This is a genomic window from Prochlorococcus sp. MIT 1223 (assembly GCF_034092465.1).
In the GTDB taxonomy this organism is placed as follows: domain Bacteria; phylum Cyanobacteriota; class Cyanobacteriia; order PCC-6307; family Cyanobiaceae; genus AG-402-N21.
Map to the genome: position 1 here is coordinate 1,347,839 of NZ_CP139303.1, position 17,581 is coordinate 1,365,419.

A 17,581-nucleotide genomic window follows, 5' to 3' on the forward strand; every position below is an offset into this window, starting at 1 on the left:
TTAGCTATGACTGAAGGTTTAACAGGCAAAATTCCTCAAAGCATAGGAAGCACAGGTGGTCTTCTTAATGCAGCAGAGCAAGAGGAAAAATATGCGATTACCTGGTCAAGTAAAAAGGATCAGGCTTTTGAGTTGCCTACTGGTGGTGCAGCGCTAATGAATGAAGGTGCAAACTTAATGTATTTTGCCAGAAAAGAGCAATGTTTAGCTTTAGGCACGCAGTTAAGATCATTTAAGCCTCGGATTGAGGATTTCAAGATTTATAGAATTTATCCAGGTGGTGATGTTGAATTTCTTCATCCAAAAGATGGAGTATTTCCTGAAAAAGTTAATGAGGGAAGGGTCTCTGTAAATCATAATCCAAGGAGAATTGGTGAAAACCCTGATCCCTCAAAGCTTAAATTCAGCGGTAAAAAGACCTACGACGCTTGATCAATCTATATATTTAGTTTTTTGCAGCATCTGATTTTATCTTATTGGCTGCGATGATGCAGTCATGGACAGCTCAAACAGAGCAAAATTTTTGAAATCTGCTGCCCAAGGGGCAAGCTTTATTCCTCTTTCACAAAGTTGGCCAGCTGACTTAGAGACCCCACTTTCAACGTGGTTAAAAGTGGGAAATGGAAACCCCCCAGGCGTTTTGCTCGAATCTGTAGAAGGAGGAGAAACTCTTGGTAGATGGAGTGTTGTTGCTACTGACCCTTTATGGGTTGCAACTGTAAGAGGAGACCAATTAACTAGAAAATGGCGTGATGGGAGATGTGAAACTTCAACCGGTAATCCATTCGAATCCTTGAGGGAATGGCTTGCACCATACAAATCAGAACCTTTGTCAGGTGTTCCTCCTATAGGCCAACTTTATGGAATGTGGGGGTATGAATTAATTCATTGGATTGAACCTTCTGTCCCTGTGTATCAATCTTCTGAAAATGATTTGCCAGATGGAATATGGATGTTTATGGATAGAGTCTTGATATTTGATCAAGTCAAAAGATTTATCACAGCTATTGCATATGGAGATTTAACTAATCATTCTGAACCAGAAGAAGCATATGAAATTGCTCTTCAAAGAATAAATAATCTCAAAGATTTGATGTGTACTCCACTTGCTAATGCTAATATTAATAATTTGAATTGGAAATTAAATAGAGAAAATTTACCTTATACTAAAAGGAATTGGACGAAATCTAAATTTGAGAAAACAGTTAAAACTGTTAAAGAATTTATTGCAAAGGGTGATATCTTTCAATTAGTAATTAGTCAAAAATTTAATGCAACAGTTTCTGAAAATCCATTTGATTTGTATCGAAGTTTAAGGATGGTGAACCCTTCACCTTTTATGGCGTTCTTTGATTTTGGTGATTGGCAATTAATAGGTTCAAGCCCTGAGGTAATGGTGAAAGCAGAGCCATCTCAAGATGGTATTGAAGTTAGTCTTAGACCAATTGCTGGAACTCGTCCTAGAGGAACTACAGAGATTGAAGATCTAATGCTTGAAAGAGAGCTGTTATCCGATCCGAAGGAAAGAGCTGAACATGTAATGTTAGTTGATTTAGGACGTAATGATTTAGGTCGTGTATGTCAATCAGGCACTGTTTCCGTTGATGAGCTCATGGTTATAGAAAGATATTCACACGTTATGCATATCGTTAGCGAGGTTAAAGGTTTACTGGATGCTGATAAAGATGTTTGGGATTTACTGATGGCGGCTTTCCCTGCTGGAACAGTGAGTGGAGCGCCAAAGATAAGAGCTATGCAATTGATTAATCAACTTGAGACAGAGAGAAGAGGTCCTTATTCAGGAGTTTATGGATCTATGGATCTCAATGGAGCTTTGAATACAGCAATTACAATCAGAACAATGATTGTGGTACCTAATGGTAAAGGTGGTTGGAATGTGCAAGTACAGGCTGGAGCAGGAGTAGTTGCAGATTCAATTCCAACTAATGAATTTCAGGAGACCTTAAATAAAGCCAAGGGAATGTTATCTGCGGTTGCCTGTCTCAATCAAGATAGTAAATGAATATGCGTTTCTTATTAAAAGGTTTTGAAGTAGAGCTTTTTACAGGTTCTTTTACCGGGAAAAATGTGGGAGTTGCCGCATCTGTTACGGAAGATCTATCGGAATTTGTTATAGAGCCTGATCAACGCAATTTGGAATTTATTACCTCTCCAGAAAGACAATATTCGGTATTAAGAGAAGCGCTTTTGTCTCCTAGAAGAAAATTAAGAAAATGGTTAGCACAAAGAAATCTTACGATTTTGCCTGGGAGTACTTTGAGCCTTGGAAATAGTAATTATTTTGAACGCTCTGATCCTTTAAACCCATATCACGAGCTAATTGAAAATACGTATGGAACAGACGTTGTTACAAGTAGTGTTCATATCAATTTAGGAATCGAGGATTCATCCATTCTATTTGCAGCTTTGCGACTAATTCGTTGTGAAAGTGCTTTGTTTTTAGCTTTGAGCGCAAGCTCCCCATTCTTGGATGGACGTTCTACTGGGGTGCACTCGCAGAGATGGATACAGTTTCCAAAAACCCCTAAACAAGTACCTCTTTTTGTTAATCATGACCATTATGTGAGTTGGTTTAAAACCCAGCTAGATAAGGGCATCATGTGGAATGAAAGACATTTCTGGAGTTCAGTGAGGCCTAATGGTGATAGAAGACCTCATGATTTGAATCGATTAGAAATACGTATTTGCGACTTGATAACAGACTGTGATTTGCTTTTGGCCGTAACAGCATTAATAGAGTTAAGAATTTTGACTCTGATTCATGGAGTAGAACAACTAGATCCACTGGAGGTAAGTAACCTTAATGTGAATGAACTTGCTCTTCTAAGCGATTTGAACGATATTGCTGCTGCAAAAACTAGTATTGATTCAACCCTTAACCATTGGGTGGATGGGAAATCGATAAAATGTAGAGATTGGATTGAGGAGTTGTTAGAAAGTGTTTCACCATTAGCTATGGAGATGGACATGATAGAAACTCTTAAGCCCATACAACATGTTTTAAATAATGGTAATCAGGCTATTCAATGGTTAGATAGATATTCACATGGTGAATCGATTGAGGCATTAATTCAACAAAGCATCTCAAGTATGGAGCAAGAAGAATCCACTACACATCAAGATATATCTTGAAAATAATGACAAAATCCAATTCTCCGAATTTCTCTTCTGAACAACTACCTTCTTTTACTGAAAATGAAGCTTCAGGTAAGATAATAGACTTACTTTCCGATCCAGGACGTTTGTTAGAGCAAAGACTTGAATTAGTTGAAGATCTTTGGAAAACAGTCCTACGAAGCGAATGTCCTACAGATCAAACCGATCGTTTATTACGTCTTAAGGAACTTAGTAACCCTGGAGTACTTGAAGGTTTAAATCAAACAAACTCTAGCAGTGAAATAGCTCAACTTATTGGCAATATGGATCTTGCTGAGGCGATTTCAGCAGCCCGTGCTTTTTCACTTTATTTTCAATTGGTAAATATTCTTGAACAACGAATTGAGGAAGATAGCTACCTTGAATCGATTAGTACATCAAAGACTAAAAAAGAGAATGAGCCAGATCCCTTTGCACCTCCCTTAGCTAGTCAAACGGCACCTGCAACCTTTAGCGAATTATTTCAACGCTTAAGACGATTAAATGTTCCCCCTGGAAAATTAGAAGCACTTCTAAGAGAAATGGATATTAGACTTGTATTTACAGCACATCCAACAGAGATAGTGCGACATACTGTTAGACATAAGCAAACAAGAGTAGCAACTTTGCTACAACAATATCAATCTGACACGACACAATCAATCACTGAAAAAGAAAGCTTGAGATTGCAATTAGAAGAAGAAATTCGATTATGGTGGAGAACAGATGAGTTGCACCAGTTCAAGCCGTCAGTGTTAGATGAAGTTGATTATGCACTTCACTATTTTCAACAGGTATTATTTGATGCAATGCCTCAGCTTCGTAGGCGTCTTATCTCTGCATTATCTCATAGTTACCCTGATATTGAAATCCCCCAAGAAGCTTTTTGTACTTTTGGTTCTTGGGTTGGTTCAGATCGTGATGGAAATCCATCAGTTACTTCGGAAATTACGTGGAAAACAGCCTGCTATCAGCGTCAATTGATGTTAGAGAGATATATGCAAGCAGTAAAGGACCTTAGGGATCAATTGAGTATTTCCATGCAGTGGAGTCAAGTTAGTCCCCCACTTCTTGAGTCTTTAGAAATTGATAGAGTGCGTTTTCCTGAGATTTATGAAGAGAGAGCAGCTCGTTACAGACTAGAACCATATCGTTTGAAATTGAGTTATACAATTGAAAGACTACGTTTAACTCATGAAAGGAACACGCAGTTAGCGGAAGCTGGCTGGCAGACCTCTCTAGACATTACTAGATCTATTGCTACTATTAGTAGTCCAAGTGATACACTTCACTATGAATCATTTATCGAGTTTAGAAGTGATTTAGAACTAATTAGAAATAGCTTGGTTAATACAGACTTAAGTTGTGAATCTTTGGACACCTTGCTAACACAAGTTCATATCTTTGGATTTTCTCTAGCAAGTCTTGATATTAGGCAAGAGAGCAATAGACATAGCGATGCTATCAATGAATTGACTAAATATCTTAGACTTTCCAAGCTATATGACGATATGAGCGAAGAGGAGAAAGTTACTTGGCTGATGGATGAATTGAAAACCCGAAGACCGTTAATACCTACTGCTGTCGAATGGTCTAGTAGTACTGAAGAAACATTTTCTGTTTTTCGAATGTTGCATAGATTGCAGCAAGAGTTTGGTAGTCGAATTTGTCGCTCTTATGTAATTTCAATGAGTCATACTGCTTCTGATCTTTTGGAAGTTTTACTCTTAGCCAAAGAGTCAGGACTTGTTGATTCCTCTAGCGGAACATCTGATTTATTGGTAGTACCTTTGTTTGAAACAGTTGAAGATTTACAAAGAGCCCCAGCTGTTATGGAAGCATTGCTTCAATCGCCAATTTATAGAAAACTTTTACCTGTTGTAGGGGAAAAATCCCAACCACTTCAAGAGCTCATGCTTGGTTATTCAGATAGTAATAAAGATTCTGGATTTTTATCGAGCAATTGGGAAATTCATAAAGCTCAGATAGCTCTTCAGAATCTCGCTAGTCAACAAGGTATAGCTCTTAGATTATTCCATGGACGAGGTGGTTCTGTTGGTCGTGGAGGTGGGCCTGCTTATCAAGCAATTCTTGCTCAACCTAGTGGAACTTTGCAAGGGCGTATAAAGATCACTGAACAAGGAGAAGTGCTTGCTTCTAAGTACAGTTTGCCAGAGCTTGCTCTTTACAATTTAGAAACTGTTACTACGGCTGTCCTCCAAAATAGTCTCGTAAAAAATGATCTTGATGAGACTCCTAGTTGGAATGATTTAATGACAAGACTTGCAGGACGCTCCAGAGAGCATTACAGAGCCTTAGTTCATGAGAACCCTGACTTAGTCCAATTTTTTCAAGAAGTGACTCCAATTGAAGAGATTAGTAAGTTGCAGATTTCAAGTCGTCCAGCGAGAAGAAAAACAGGAGCTAAAGATTTATCTAGCTTAAGAGCCATTCCATGGGTTTTCGGATGGACCCAAAGTAGATTCTTACTTCCTAGTTGGTTTGGGGTAGGCACTGCTTTATCTCATGAATTAGAAGCAGATCCCAACTCAATAGTTCTATTAAGAGCCTTACATCAGCGTTGGCCTTTTTTTAGGATGTTGATCTCGAAGGTGGAGATGACACTCTCCAAGGTTGATCTAGAAGTGGCTCATCACTATGTTACAAGTCTTGGAAGTAGCGACAATAAGAAAGCCTTTGACGATATTTTTGAGACAATATCTTCAGAATATAGCTTAACTAAGAGACTAATTCTTCAAATCACTGCTAAATCAAGACTGCTCAGTGATGATCCGGCCTTGCAATTATCTGTTAATCTTAGAAATAGGACAATTATTCCTTTAGGCTTTTTACAAGTTGCTTTATTACGTCGCCTACGAGATCAAAACCGACAACCTCCGATGAGTGAATCTTCTTTTCATAAAAGAGAAGCTAAGCGAACTTATAGCCGTAGTGAATTGCTGAGAGGTGCCTTGTTAACCATTAATGGTATTGCTGCAGGAATGCGTAATACAGGTTGAGCCTTGATCAGTTTTCCTCATCGATACTCAAAAGCACCTAAAATCCCCGATAGATTTATCTTGGAGTCTAAAGATCCCCCTGCCCCCCAGGCGATTAACAGATTGCTTTCAAGGTGTAAGTTGCAAACCCACCCTCCGCAGAGGCTAGAGTTAGCAATAAAGAAAAGCGACTACTTTTTAAGTCTTGTAGAAAAGAGTACTGGTAGATTATATGGATTTGTCCGGGTAACAAGTGATCGAGGATTGAATGCGAATTTGTGGGATCTTTCTGCTGAACCAGGAAAATCCCAAGATTTAGTAATGAGTATTCTGGTGCATCGTATTTTGGTAATGATTAGGCAAAAAATGCCTGGTTGCAGTATTTCTGTAGCAGCTCCTGGCATTGCTGTAAAAGCACTACAAGATCATGGATTTCTTCTTGATCCTGGTGGAATTAGAACTATGGGATTTAGAGTTTAATTAAAATTTAATTTCTTAACGAGCATGGAGGGACTCGAACCCCCGACTCTCAGAACCGGAATCTGATGCTCTATCCAACTGAGCTACATGCCCTAAATAGGGTTACGCCATAAAATGAGACCAATATTAAGGCCCTCACAAAATCACTTTAGCTAATGATTTCCAGGGCAAAGATTCGACTTAATTCCTTAGAACTGAAGTGGTTTAGAAACTACAAACGGTTTCAACTTGAGTTGACTGAAAATCGTTTATTGGTGATTGGGTCAAATGGTATTGGGAAATCAAATCTTCTGGAGGCTGTTGAATTAATTGGAACCTTAAGGTCTCATCGTTCAAGTAGAGATCAAGATATTATTTTTTGGAATGAAAAAACTGCTTTTATAAAAGCAGTTTCGAATGAAGAAGAAAAGCTTTTCTTGGAATTGAATAAGCAAGGAGGCCGCAAGGTTTTTCGTAATGACAAGCCTCTTTCTAGACAACTTGATTTAGTTGGTCCCTTGAGGTGTGTTTGCTTTAGTGCTTTGGATCTTGGCTTGGTAAGAGGAGAGCCATCACTCAGGCGTAATTGGCTTGATCGACTTGTCCAGCAACTTGAACCAGTGTATTTAGATTTAATAAGTAGGTTTAATAAATTATTGCGGCAAAGAAGTCAACTATGGGTTCAATTAAGGGATGTATCATCTCTAGATCGCAAGGCATTGTTGGATGCGTTTGATGTTCAGATGGCATTAGTTAGTACTCGTATCCATCGCCGCCGGAGACGAGTTTTAAGCCATTTACAGCCCCTTGCTGATTCATGGCAAAAAAGGTTGAGCAATGAGCAAGAATGCTTGCAAATTGAATACTTACCAGGCAGTCATTTAGAAGAAGAAGAAGATGAGCTTGTTTGGCGACTTTCAATAGAGAAGCAGTTATTTGCTCAGAGAAATGATGAAGAAAGAATAGGAAATTGTCGCATTGGCCCTCATCGGGATGAGGTTGGATTTTTACTGAATGGATTTCAAGCAAGACGATTTGCTTCTGCAGGTCAACAAAGAACTCTTGTGTTGGCATTAAAGATGGCAGAATTAGAGCTAATTGGCCAAATTTATGGAGAGTGTCCAATCTTGCTTCTAGATGATGTGCTTGCAGAACTTGACCCTCATCGCCAATTATTACTTTTAGAGGCCGTGGGGAACACTCATCAATGCTTGATAAGTGCAACACATCTAGATGCTTTCGAAGGTGACTGGAAAAAACATTCACAAGTTATGGACTTAAAATCTTCAAAGTCCATACATGAAATCAGTTAATCTAAAACTCATTTTTTAATTTTTCTATGGATCATTTTCTATCTTGTTTACATCCAAATCCTGGGTGGAGTGAAAATCAAATCAGCGATTTTCCTCAGGAAATATCTTTAAGTGATTCATATGTTATCGGTAAACATTGCATTCTTGAATTATATGAATGCAATAAATATAAACTCAATGATGAAAAATTCGTCAATAAAGCAATTAAACTTGCAGCTAAATATGCAGGAGCAACCTTACTTAATCTCACTACTCATAAATTTGAGCCACAAGGACTAACTAGTCTTGCATTACTCGCAGAATCTCATATTTCTATTCATACATGGCCTGAAATGGGATATGGAGCTGTGGATGTTTTTACCTGTGGAGACCATGCAATGCCTGAGCGAGCTTGTGATGTTTTAATTAAGGAGTTATCTGCAAAAAGATTTTCTTTGCAAAGTCTAAAAAGAAAGGCGCCAGTTCAATTTTCTCATTCATCTAATTAAGCTAAATAATAAGATCTTATTATTTAGTTATTTTTATCCCGATTCAACTTACCGCTTACGAGTCCTTCAAGATCTAAACTTACAGATGTAAACCCTATAGATATGAAATACTTGACAACATCTTCACGTACAGAACTTTTTAGAAAATCATCAATACATTCTTTGGGTATTTCAATTCTTGCAGATAAGCCATGTAGTCTGACACGAACTTTTATGAACCCTCTAGAAATAAGCCATTTTTCGGCTAAGGCGATTTGCTTTAGTCGTTTTGAGCTAATTGCTTCACCATACGGAAACCTCGAAGCCAAGCATGGTTGAGCTGGTTTGTCCCACCATGGAAATCCTAACCCTTTCGATAAGACTCGAACAGTGTTTTTGGGAATTTTTAATTCAGCTAGAGGGGAAATAACACCTGCCATTTTTGCTGCTTCTATCCCTGGCCTGTCTTCACTGAGATCATCATGATTTACACCATCTAAAACTTTTGCACCTGCTGAAAGCTCCGAAATAGCTTTTAGATGCTTGTGCAATTCCTTTTTGCATGCATAGCAACGATCTACAGGATTACTGTTGTAATTGGGATCAAGAAGTTCTTGCGTTAGACATTCTTGATGATTAATGCCGATCCAATTGGCTTGTTGCCTTGCCTCATTAAGAAGATATGGAGCTAGTGCAGGAGAAACCCCAGTGACAGCAATCGCTTCAGACCCTAATTGTTCAAATGAAATGGCAGCAACAAGAGTGCTGTCAACCCCTCCTGAATATGCAATAAACACTCTGCCTAGATTTCGGATAAAATCTCTAAGATTAACTAATTGCTTTTCTTTTGTTTTGTCCAATTTTTCAACCAGAGGGAATTCCACTTCTTTAGGTTTTTATTTAGAGTTTATTTTCGCCTATAGATGTGGTTAAGCTTTAATTGAAATCAAATTGATTTATGGAGTCTATTAGAAAAGAAGAAAATATATCTTCTCAGAGTAAAGCTAACCGTCCTTCACGTGGGAAAGGAATTGGGATAGTTACTGCTAGCGATAGTCAGGAAAGAAAGCAAGGACAATTACATATTTATGATGGAGATGGTAAAGGCAAAAGCCAAGCTGCTTTAGGCGTAGTTTTACGGACTATAGGGTTAGGGATTTGCGAGAAGAAACAAACAAGAGTTCTCCTTCTCCGATTTCTTAAAGGACCTGAAAGATCCTATGACGAAGATCCAGCAATAGATGCTTTGCAGCAGGGTTTCCCCCATTTAATCGATCAAGTTAGGACGGGAAGAGCAGATTTTTTTACTGCCGAGGAATCTACAAAATTTGATATTCAAGAGGCTCAAAGAGGATGGGATATTGCAAAAGGGGCTATTGCAAGTGCTCTTTATTCAGTTGTTGTACTTGATGAATTAAACCCTGTATTGGCTTTGGGCTTATTACCCGTAGAAGAGGTTGGGAAAACACTTGCCGCAAGGCCTAATGGAATGGAGATTATTGTCACTGGCAGAGCTGCTCCCATTGGGTTAATAAAAATTGCACAATTACATTCTGAAATGAAAGCTCATCGTCGACCAGGGATGAATGAAAACATTGCAATTCCTTCAAATCTAGGTGGAATAGAAATATATACAGGGGAAGGCAAAGGGAAATCTACTAGCGCTCTTGGTAAAGCTTTGCAAGCTATTGGGCGCGGGATTAGCCAAGACAAGAGTCATAGAGTATTGATATTGCAGTGGCTGAAGGGTGGTAGCGGTTATACAGAAGATGCTGCAATAGCTGCTTTACGTGAGATTTATCCACATTTGGTTGATCATCTTAGATCTGGTAGAGATGCAATAGTTTGGAGAGGCCAGCAACAACCTATTGACTATGTAGAAGCAGAAAGAGCATGGGAGATAGCAAGTGCGGCTATCTCTAGCGGCCTTTATAAAACTGTAATCTTGGATGAATTAAACCCAACTATTGACTTGGAATTGCTTCCTGTTGAACCAATTGTGCAAACATTATTACGTAAGCCATCTGACACAGAAGTAATAATTACTGGAAGATGTAAGAACCAACCTGCATACTTTGATTTGGCTAGTGTTCACTCTGAAATGGTATGTCATAAACACTACGCTGAGAGTGGGGTAGATTTAAAACGTGGCGTTGATTATTGATTAATATAATATCTATTACATATTTTCCTTCTCCCAGGCTTCTATTCCTCCTTCAACATTTATACAATTAATACCTTCTTCCTTGAGCTTGAGAATTGCTTGTATAGATCTTTTACCAGTTTTGCAGTGAACATAAATTTTTTTGCCTTTTCCAAGTTTTCTTATAGTTGGAATTGAACTTTCATCATTAATTGTATTTAAAGGAAATAGTTTTGAATTCTCTATAGATTTTAATTTATGCTCAGACTCACTTCTTACATCTATTAATAGTAAATTATTAATCCCACTTTCTAAAAGACATTGCAAATCTTTTATTGAAATATTTTCTATAGAGTTTATTTTAGTGAGTTCTCTCTTATTAAAATAGAAACCCTCATATTCGATTAATTTATTTATATAATTTTTTGTTCCGTTAGATTTAATATTTAATTCTTTAAATTTCATCTTAAGTGCATTGAACACTAAAAGTCTTCCGTCTAGAGTATCTCCTATATTTAATATAATTTTTATTACTTCTGTAGCTTGAATTAATCCTATAATTCCTGGTAAAACACCTATCACGCCTCCTTCGGAACAGCTAGGAAGAAGTTCACTTGCTGGGGGCTCAGGAATTAGATCCCTTAGATTAGGACTTCTAGAGTTCAAGTTGAAAACTGACGCATGTCCTTCAAATTTGGCTATTGAGCCATATATCATTGGTTTGTCTAGTATCACGCAAGCATCATTTATTAAATACTTAGTTGGGAAATTATCACTGCAATCACAAATTATGTCAAATTCTTTAATTATCTCTATAGCATTATTTTTATTTAGAATCTCTTCAAAGGTATTAACTTCGCAATTTGGATTTATTTCAAGAATCCTTTCTCTAGCAGAATCAACCTTTAATCTACCAACTGCATTATTCCCATGTATTACTTGTCTTTGTAAATTTGATTCTTCAACTATATCAAAATCGACAATCCCAATTCTTCCTATACCAGCAGCAGCTAGATAAATAATAATTGGAGAGCCTAGACCACCACTCCCTATACATAAAACAGAACTTTCTTTTAGAATCTTTTGTCCACGAACTCCTATCTCCTCTAATGAGATATGCCGTGCATATCGTGCTAACTCTTCATTAGTTAATTCATAAGCATCATTTATTTCTTTTCGCATTTAATTAAGTGAGAGTGGAATTGAGTCTGCTTGTAGATAATAAATAAGAAACAATTTTAATTTCTTGAAATTGTTTCTTATTTATTATCCACCAAGCACGCAAAATATCACCACTGTCTACAATAATCATTAAATTATGACTTGAACTCAGGGCAATATCAATTTTCGAAGGAATTCCCTCGCTAGAAGGGTGTGAATGAGCATTCCCTAAAATTTTTAGATTTTTAGAACGTGCCCATTTTTGAGCTTGAATCTGGTCAGTTGGGGAAATTAAAAATCGATTTTTTCTGGATAAATCTAATATTCGATCCCTGGATTCTTTGGGGGTAATTGCATCTTCTTTGAATATTCCAGATTCCCATACATTTGAACAGGGCCAAACTTTTTGAATAGTTAAATTAATTTCACCTGATGAGACTGCTTCCTTGACTTCTTTGCCTATGAGCAAAGCACAGCCTTCATTGGGTATTGCATCTAAAATTATTCTATGCAAAACATTTTGATTCTCTTCGGATAGTTCAACAAAGCGTGGAATGTTCATTAGTAAATCTTGAAGTTCGGTATCCTCTCTATTCAGGTTCGGAATTATCTGTATTGTTACCCTGGCATAAAAAAGATTATTTCGATAGGCTAAAAAAAAGTACTTGATTAGAGTTTGCGTTCATGTCAGATGCTCCTTCAGAGTCAAAAGAAGGCTCAAATACTACTCAAGGCAGTGGCTTCTCCGAACGTTCCGGTGAGGTTATGAACAAGCTCAATGAGACCCTAAGCAAAATTGATTGGACTCAGATGGGTAAATATGGCAAGGCCGCAGGCATTGTCGCCATCGTAATACTTGCTCAAGTACTAATAAAAATAGTAATTGACACTATTAATTTCTTCCCAATTTTGCCTGGATTGCTTGAACTACTTGGAGTTGTTGTTCTATGCCAATGGTGTTGGCAGAATCTTACAACTAGTGAAAAAAGAAATGCGGTGGTAGAGAAAGTTCAGAATCTTAGACAAGAGTATTTAGGTTGATTAACTCAGGTAAAGGTTTAATTTCTTCATCATCAATAAACTTTGGTTTATATAAGAACCTCCAAATATATTTGCATGATTTATTAAATGATAAAGATTATAAATATCAATCCTTTTAATTGCTAACTCAGACTGAGGAGATATTTCATTATATGCATTATAAAAATCATTAGTGAATCCACCAAATAGATAAGTCATTGCTATATCGACTTCCTTGTCTGCCCAATAAGAAGCAGGGTCAAACAAAATACCTTTATTATTTTTATTAGTTGCAACATTACCTCCCCATAAATCACCATGAACTAAAGCAGGTTTGGGGTCATGTTGATTTAAAAAGGATATTACTTTGCCTAAAAATCTTTGGAAATCACCATTTATTTTTCCTTGTTTTGCGGCTAGAGATAGTTGTGGCTTTAATCTAAATTCTACAAAAAACTCCCCCCAATTCTTCATCCATCCTCCTTTTTGCAAATTTGAACCTATAAATCCATCATTTGGCCATCCAAATTTTTCTTGGTTATTATTTTCAGAATTCTTATGAAGCATAGCCAGACCTTTTCCTAAATTAGTTTGATTTCTATTTCTTAGATCCAACCAAGGTAAAAGCAGTATGGAGAATTGGTTTAATTGTTTTATGCTAATTGGGTGGGGTATTTCAAGGAGCTCTTTATTAGCAAATTTTGTAAGTTCTTCTAAGCACTGAACTTCGAACTTAAGCATTTCAAATTTTTCTTTAGCAGTTGTCTTTGCAAAAAAGTGTTTTCCATTTTTCAGTTCTATATGCCAGGATTTATGGATACTTCCTCCAGAAACAGGAACGATTGTTTTTATTTCTGTTTCTGGGAAAATGTTTTTTTCCTTTCTCAGTTCATTAACAATTAACTCTTGCATTGATTATTGTTTAATTTTTAAAATTTATTGAATGATACAAGACGAATCAGTAATTGTTGTTGGAGGCGGCATAGCCGGCTTAACTGCGGCATCCTTACTTGCTCACGAAGGAATCCCCGTAACCTTAATAGAAGCCCATTCCCAGTTAGGCGGATGTGCAGGTACTTTTCGTCGAGGTCATTATGTGTTTGATGTAGGAGCCACTCAAGTCGCAGGATTGGAGCCTGGAGGCATTCATGAACGATTGTTTAGATATTTGAATTCTCCTATCCCTGAGGCAACAATTTTGAACCCAGGTTGCTTAGTGGATTTAGTAGATGGTTCTGACCCTATTTACATCTGGCATGATCGTCAGAAATGGTTGGAAGAGAGGAAACAACAATTTCCTGGAAGCGAATCTTTTTGGAATCTTTGCTCTGCATTACATAACAGCAATTGGTCTATAGCAAGTCGAAATCCTGTTTTACCTGTACGCAGTTATTGGGATTTTCGGTGCTTTATCCAGTCCATTCGTTTAGAGAATCTACCCGCAGGATTATTCACTACACTTTCGGTTGCCGATCTTTTAAAGTTAACGGGTTGTTATGCCGATAAGCGATTAAAGAAATTTTTAGATATACAGTTGAAATTATATTCCCAAGAATCTACTGAAAGAACAGCCGCTTTATATGGAGCAACCGTTCTTCAAATGGCACAGGAACCTCTTGGCTTATGGCATTTATCAGGTTCTATGCAAAAAATGAGCGATTATTTATCAGCTTGTTTTAATCGGGATGGAGGGAATTTATTACTAAGTCAAAAAGTAGTTGGATTGAAATCATTAGCTCCAGAAAAGTTGTGGGAAGTAGAAATTGTTAGTAAGAATAATTCAAAACGTTTATTGCAATCCAATGATGTGATTTTTTCACTTCCTCCCCAGTCTTTATTGACTTTGTTGCCAATTCGTCATGGCATGCCAAGAAATTATTATAAGAAGTTAAAGAATTTATCTAAGCCAAGTGGAGCTATAGTTTTTTATGGAGCAATTAATCGTGAGGCTTTGCCCAGCAATTGCCCAGAGCATCTGCAAGTAGTTTCTAAAATATTTGGGTCGCTATTTATTTCAATTAGTAGAGAAGGTGATGGGCGAGCTCCACTAAGAGAAGCTACTTTTATCGCGAGTTTATTTACAGATGTTGATGATTGGTTCTCTTTAAATCAAGATACTTATCAAGCTAAAAAAGCAATCATTTTCGAGCAGATTACTTCTGAATTAAATTGTTACTTTCACTTTTCTGATGATGATTGGCTACATCGAGAATTATCCACCCCGGTCAGTTTTGCAAAATGGACTGGTCGTCCCAAAGGTATTGTTGGAGGACTTGGACAGCACCCATTGAATTTTGGTTTCTTGGGGTTACCAAGTAGAACGCCAATGAAAGGACTATGGCTTTGTGGAGACTCTATCTACCCTGGAGAAGGTACAGCTGGCGTAAGTCAATCAGCTTTAATGGTGTGTAATCAAATTATGGCTACTAGAGGTAGACAACGAATTGATGTATATCATTAATTATTGAGGAAATCAGGCCGAATTTCATGTGTTTTTTCTAATTTATTTCTCAAGCTATTCCAATCTTTAGAAGATATTGTGTCTTTGAACTCTTTTAAAGTCTCTTGATAGGAATTTAAAAAGTAGATGATTGCTTCAGTATTATTTGCCATCATTGACAAACCAAGTTCTGCATTACCTCCACCAATTCGGGTTGTATCCGCAAAACCACTAGAAGCTAGGGCTCTTGCTAGGTTTGAAATAGATTCGCTTTTCTCATTGTCAGCTGTTTTTAGAAGTGCGGCACTTACTAAGACTGGTAGATGAGAAATTAACGCTACCGCTTGGTCGTGATCAGCAGGATTTGCACTTATCCAATGACATCCAAGATCGACAGCTAACTCTCTAACTGTTTGAAGGGCTTCTATATCAGTTGATGAATCGGGAGTAGTGACCCATGCTTTTCCATTAAAGAGGTTTACTTCTCCTGCTTCTACACCTGACTGGCTTGTTCCAGCCATTGGATGACTTCCTACAAACTTAGGATGCAAATTTTTCCATATCTTTACAATAGGTTCTTTCACAGAACCTACATCTGTAATAGTTGCATTAATTGGTAGTGCATCAATCAAGTTTTGATTTGGATTTAAAAGCTGGTTTAGCGGTAATGCAAGTATCACAGTTGAACAGTTCTGCAGAATTTCATGATTCGTACTTATTAGATTTGCTAGACCTCTTTTTTTTGCTCTAGCCGCGGTAATAGAACGATGAGTTAGTCCGTGGACGTTATAACCAACTTTCTGAAGGGCTAAACCTAATGATCCTCCAATAAGTCCTAGTCCAACTATTCCAATTGTTTTTGAGGGTTTGAGTGTTTGCGTCATATAGTTGTTTTGTTCAAAATGATCATCTATAGATCAATATGGAGATCAAGCTTCTCTTGATCTTAGGCAATTGTGATGTTGGAAGCTAATGCTCATAATCATCTAAAAGTCTTATTGCAAAGTGAGACTTCAATTTGGCATCACAATTTAACTTTAAGTCGATTAGTTGCTAGAAGTTTGCGCAGAAGAGATAAATCCTTATTGCAATTACCAATTGGGAGTAAGAATTATTGGTGGCCTGGCATACTTATTCCTCTTTGTTTAGATAGTTCTGATGCGGTTTTGGTTCTTTCTTTAAAACAACGTAGACGTCTTTTGGATTTTGAATTACCTCGATTAAAAGATGCTGGTTTACATTTCCCTCTTTGGGAAGGATTAGAACCTCCTCCAAATGGAAAAGTTTGGTTACTGGATTATGCCGGTTTTTTATATGTTTTTGAAAATGGATTGTTAAATTTTAAGCAAATAATTATTCCGGAAGCAGAATTTCTTTGTGAAAGGCTGAGGGAAACAATTGCCATTAAAATTCATCATTTAGATTGGGAACAATTAAGAAGAGCTTTACCAGTTTTTGATTCAGCTTTTTTAGAGATTTATCAGAGAATTACCAAAAGAATTTTTATTCAAGCGGCATCTGAAGATGCACAAGTTTCCATTGATAATGGTGACCTTCTTGCGTTAAAGGATCTTTTGACGATTGCAGGATCCTTGCCTTCTCCGTGGCCTGAGATTGTTCATGCGATTAAAAGTGGTTGGGCTAGCTGGGGACAATTGAATCACAAAACACTAGACTGGACATGGCATTTACAGCCTTTAGAACCTTTGAAACATATTCAAAGTCTTTTAAATAAATCGTCTTTTTTGATGCTTGCAGGGTCATTGCAAAATGATTTACTTCTATCAGAGTTGAAAACTATTCCTTGTGAATTAAATGTTTCTATAAGTCTTGGAAGAACAATTCATCAAGAGCCTATTCAACTATTTGTTCCTTATCGTCAGCCATTACCTAATACAGAGTATTTTGCAGAATACCTTCTGGATCAATGTCGAAGATTAATTCTTGGAGTTCCAGGAATTACAATTATTTTATTGGATGATTTTCAGCTTAGAGCTAAATTAACTAGTCAATTGGCTGCAGAGTTTGGCAGGAGAGTTGTTCAAGAAACGACAACACCTGAATCTAATGGAGTTGTTAGTTGTAGTTGCTCTTGGTGGTTAAAACATCATGAACAAATACCAGTACCTCATCAATTAATATTTGCCATACTGCCATTTACAAGCTTGGAATCACCGTTGCTCCAAGCAAGAGTTAATGAACTCAAAAAAGAAGGCCGAGATTGGTTCCGAGATTTATTATTACCTGATGTTTTAAATATGATACCTTTTGCGGTAGAGCCAATTCGCAAAAATCAAGGTAGAGTGGCTATTCTTGACGGACGATTACGTTCTAGAAGTTGGGGTGGGCTTGTTTTTAGAACATTGGAACCATGGACTCCATTGGAAAGGTTGATGCCGTCTTAAGATTTAATTATCAACTAG

The 17,581-nt window shown here is 37.2% G+C and carries 16 protein-coding genes and 1 tRNA gene; 11 read left to right on the forward strand and 6 right to left on the reverse strand.

Annotated elements, in window-relative coordinates; genetic code table 11:
• Positions 1–6: 6 nt before the first annotated feature.
• From SOI85_RS07135 to SOI85_RS07155, 5 genes are all read left to right on the forward strand, one after another.
• The gene (locus tag SOI85_RS07135) at positions 7–432 is read left to right on the forward strand and encodes a photosystem I reaction center subunit II (RefSeq protein WP_320663709.1); all 426 of its coding nucleotides are present in this window, start codon (positions 7–9) and stop codon (positions 430–432) included.
• A gap of 64 nt (positions 433–496) precedes the next feature.
• Positions 497–2,023 carry an anthranilate synthase component I family protein gene (locus SOI85_RS07140; protein ID WP_320663710.1) on the forward strand — a complete coding sequence of 509 codons (1,527 nt, stop codon included), beginning with the start codon at positions 497–499 and terminating at the stop codon, positions 2,021–2,023.
• Positions 2,020–3,153: a glutamate--cysteine ligase gene (gene gshA / locus SOI85_RS07145; RefSeq protein WP_320663711.1), complete on the forward strand. Its 1,134-nt coding sequence runs from the start codon at positions 2,020–2,022 to the stop codon at positions 3,151–3,153. Before SOI85_RS07140 ends, gshA begins: the two co-directional genes overlap by 4 nt.
• A gap of 5 nt (positions 3,154–3,158) precedes the next feature.
• Complete coding sequence (gene ppc, locus SOI85_RS07150) at positions 3,159–6,176, forward strand: phosphoenolpyruvate carboxylase (RefSeq protein ID WP_320663712.1); 3,018 nt, start codon at positions 3,159–3,161, stop codon at positions 6,174–6,176.
• Between the two features lie 3 nt (positions 6,177–6,179).
• On the forward strand, positions 6,180–6,635 hold the full coding sequence (locus SOI85_RS07155) for an N-acetyltransferase (protein WP_320663713.1): 456 nt from the start codon (positions 6,180–6,182) through the stop codon (positions 6,633–6,635).
• 19 nt (positions 6,636–6,654) lie between these two features.
• Here the strand turns inward: SOI85_RS07155 and SOI85_RS07160 are convergent.
• Positions 6,655–6,728, reverse strand: a tRNA-Arg gene (locus SOI85_RS07160).
• A 101-nt stretch (positions 6,729–6,829) separates the two neighbouring features.
• Here SOI85_RS07160 and recF point away from each other — a divergent pair.
• Both recF and speD read left to right on the forward strand, forming a co-directional pair.
• A complete protein-coding gene (recF, locus tag SOI85_RS07165) occupies positions 6,830–7,927 on the forward strand; it encodes a DNA replication/repair protein RecF (protein ID WP_414477814.1) in 1,098 nt (365 codons plus the stop codon).
• Positions 7,928–7,953: 26 nt separating this feature from the next.
• Positions 7,954–8,415: an adenosylmethionine decarboxylase gene (speD, locus tag SOI85_RS07170; protein ID WP_320663715.1), complete on the forward strand. Its 462-nt coding sequence runs from the start codon at positions 7,954–7,956 to the stop codon at positions 8,413–8,415.
• Between the two features lie 23 nt (positions 8,416–8,438).
• Here speD and larE read toward each other — a convergent pair whose 3' ends face one another.
• Positions 8,439–9,278 (reverse strand): ATP-dependent sacrificial sulfur transferase LarE, encoded by an 840-nt coding sequence (gene larE / locus SOI85_RS07175; RefSeq protein WP_320663716.1) that lies wholly within the window; start codon positions 9,276–9,278, stop codon positions 8,439–8,441.
• Between the two features lie 74 nt (positions 9,279–9,352).
• Here larE and SOI85_RS07180 point away from each other — a divergent pair, with 74 nt between their 5' ends.
• Complete coding sequence (locus tag SOI85_RS07180) at positions 9,353–10,558, forward strand: cob(I)yrinic acid a,c-diamide adenosyltransferase (RefSeq protein ID WP_320663717.1); 1,206 nt, start codon at positions 9,353–9,355, stop codon at positions 10,556–10,558.
• Between the two features lie 15 nt (positions 10,559–10,573).
• Here the strand turns inward: SOI85_RS07180 and moeB are convergent, their stop codons facing one another.
• Both moeB and SOI85_RS07190 read right to left on the reverse strand, forming a co-directional pair.
• A complete protein-coding gene (gene moeB, locus SOI85_RS07185) occupies positions 10,574–11,719 on the reverse strand; it encodes a molybdopterin-synthase adenylyltransferase MoeB (protein WP_320663718.1) in 1,146 nt (381 codons plus the stop codon).
• A 4-nt stretch (positions 11,720–11,723) separates the two neighbouring features.
• A complete protein-coding gene (locus tag SOI85_RS07190) occupies positions 11,724–12,260 on the reverse strand; it encodes a M67 family metallopeptidase (RefSeq protein ID WP_320663719.1) in 537 nt (178 codons plus the stop codon).
• Between the two features lie 122 nt (positions 12,261–12,382).
• Between SOI85_RS07190 and SOI85_RS07195 the strand changes: the two genes are divergently transcribed.
• Positions 12,383–12,739, forward strand: coding sequence for a CAAD domain-containing protein (locus SOI85_RS07195; protein WP_320663720.1), 357 nt, complete (start codon positions 12,383–12,385; stop codon positions 12,737–12,739).
• On the opposite strand, the gene SOI85_RS07200 is transcribed toward SOI85_RS07195, so the two are convergent.
• Entirely contained in the window at positions 12,740–13,630 is an 891-nt protein-coding gene (locus SOI85_RS07200; RefSeq protein WP_320663721.1) for a fructosamine kinase family protein, read from the reverse strand.
• Positions 13,631–13,664: 34 nt separating this feature from the next.
• On the opposite strand from SOI85_RS07200, the gene crtD reads away from it, so the two are divergent.
• Positions 13,665–15,179 carry a C-3',4' desaturase CrtD gene (gene crtD / locus SOI85_RS07205; protein WP_414477815.1) on the forward strand — a complete coding sequence of 505 codons (1,515 nt, stop codon included), beginning with the start codon at positions 13,665–13,667 and terminating at the stop codon, positions 15,177–15,179.
• Here the strand turns inward: crtD and SOI85_RS07210 are convergent.
• Positions 15,176–16,042, reverse strand: a complete 867-nt coding sequence (locus SOI85_RS07210) for a prephenate/arogenate dehydrogenase (RefSeq protein ID WP_320663723.1) — start codon at positions 16,040–16,042, stop codon at positions 15,176–15,178. The two genes, crtD and SOI85_RS07210, sit on opposite strands and share 4 nt — an antisense overlap.
• Before the next feature lie 75 nt (positions 16,043–16,117).
• Here SOI85_RS07210 and SOI85_RS07215 point away from each other — a divergent pair, with 75 nt between their 5' ends.
• Positions 16,118–17,563 (forward strand): helicase, encoded by a 1,446-nt coding sequence (locus SOI85_RS07215; RefSeq protein ID WP_320663724.1) that lies wholly within the window; start codon positions 16,118–16,120, stop codon positions 17,561–17,563.
• The last annotated feature ends 18 nt before the right edge of the window (positions 17,564–17,581 follow it).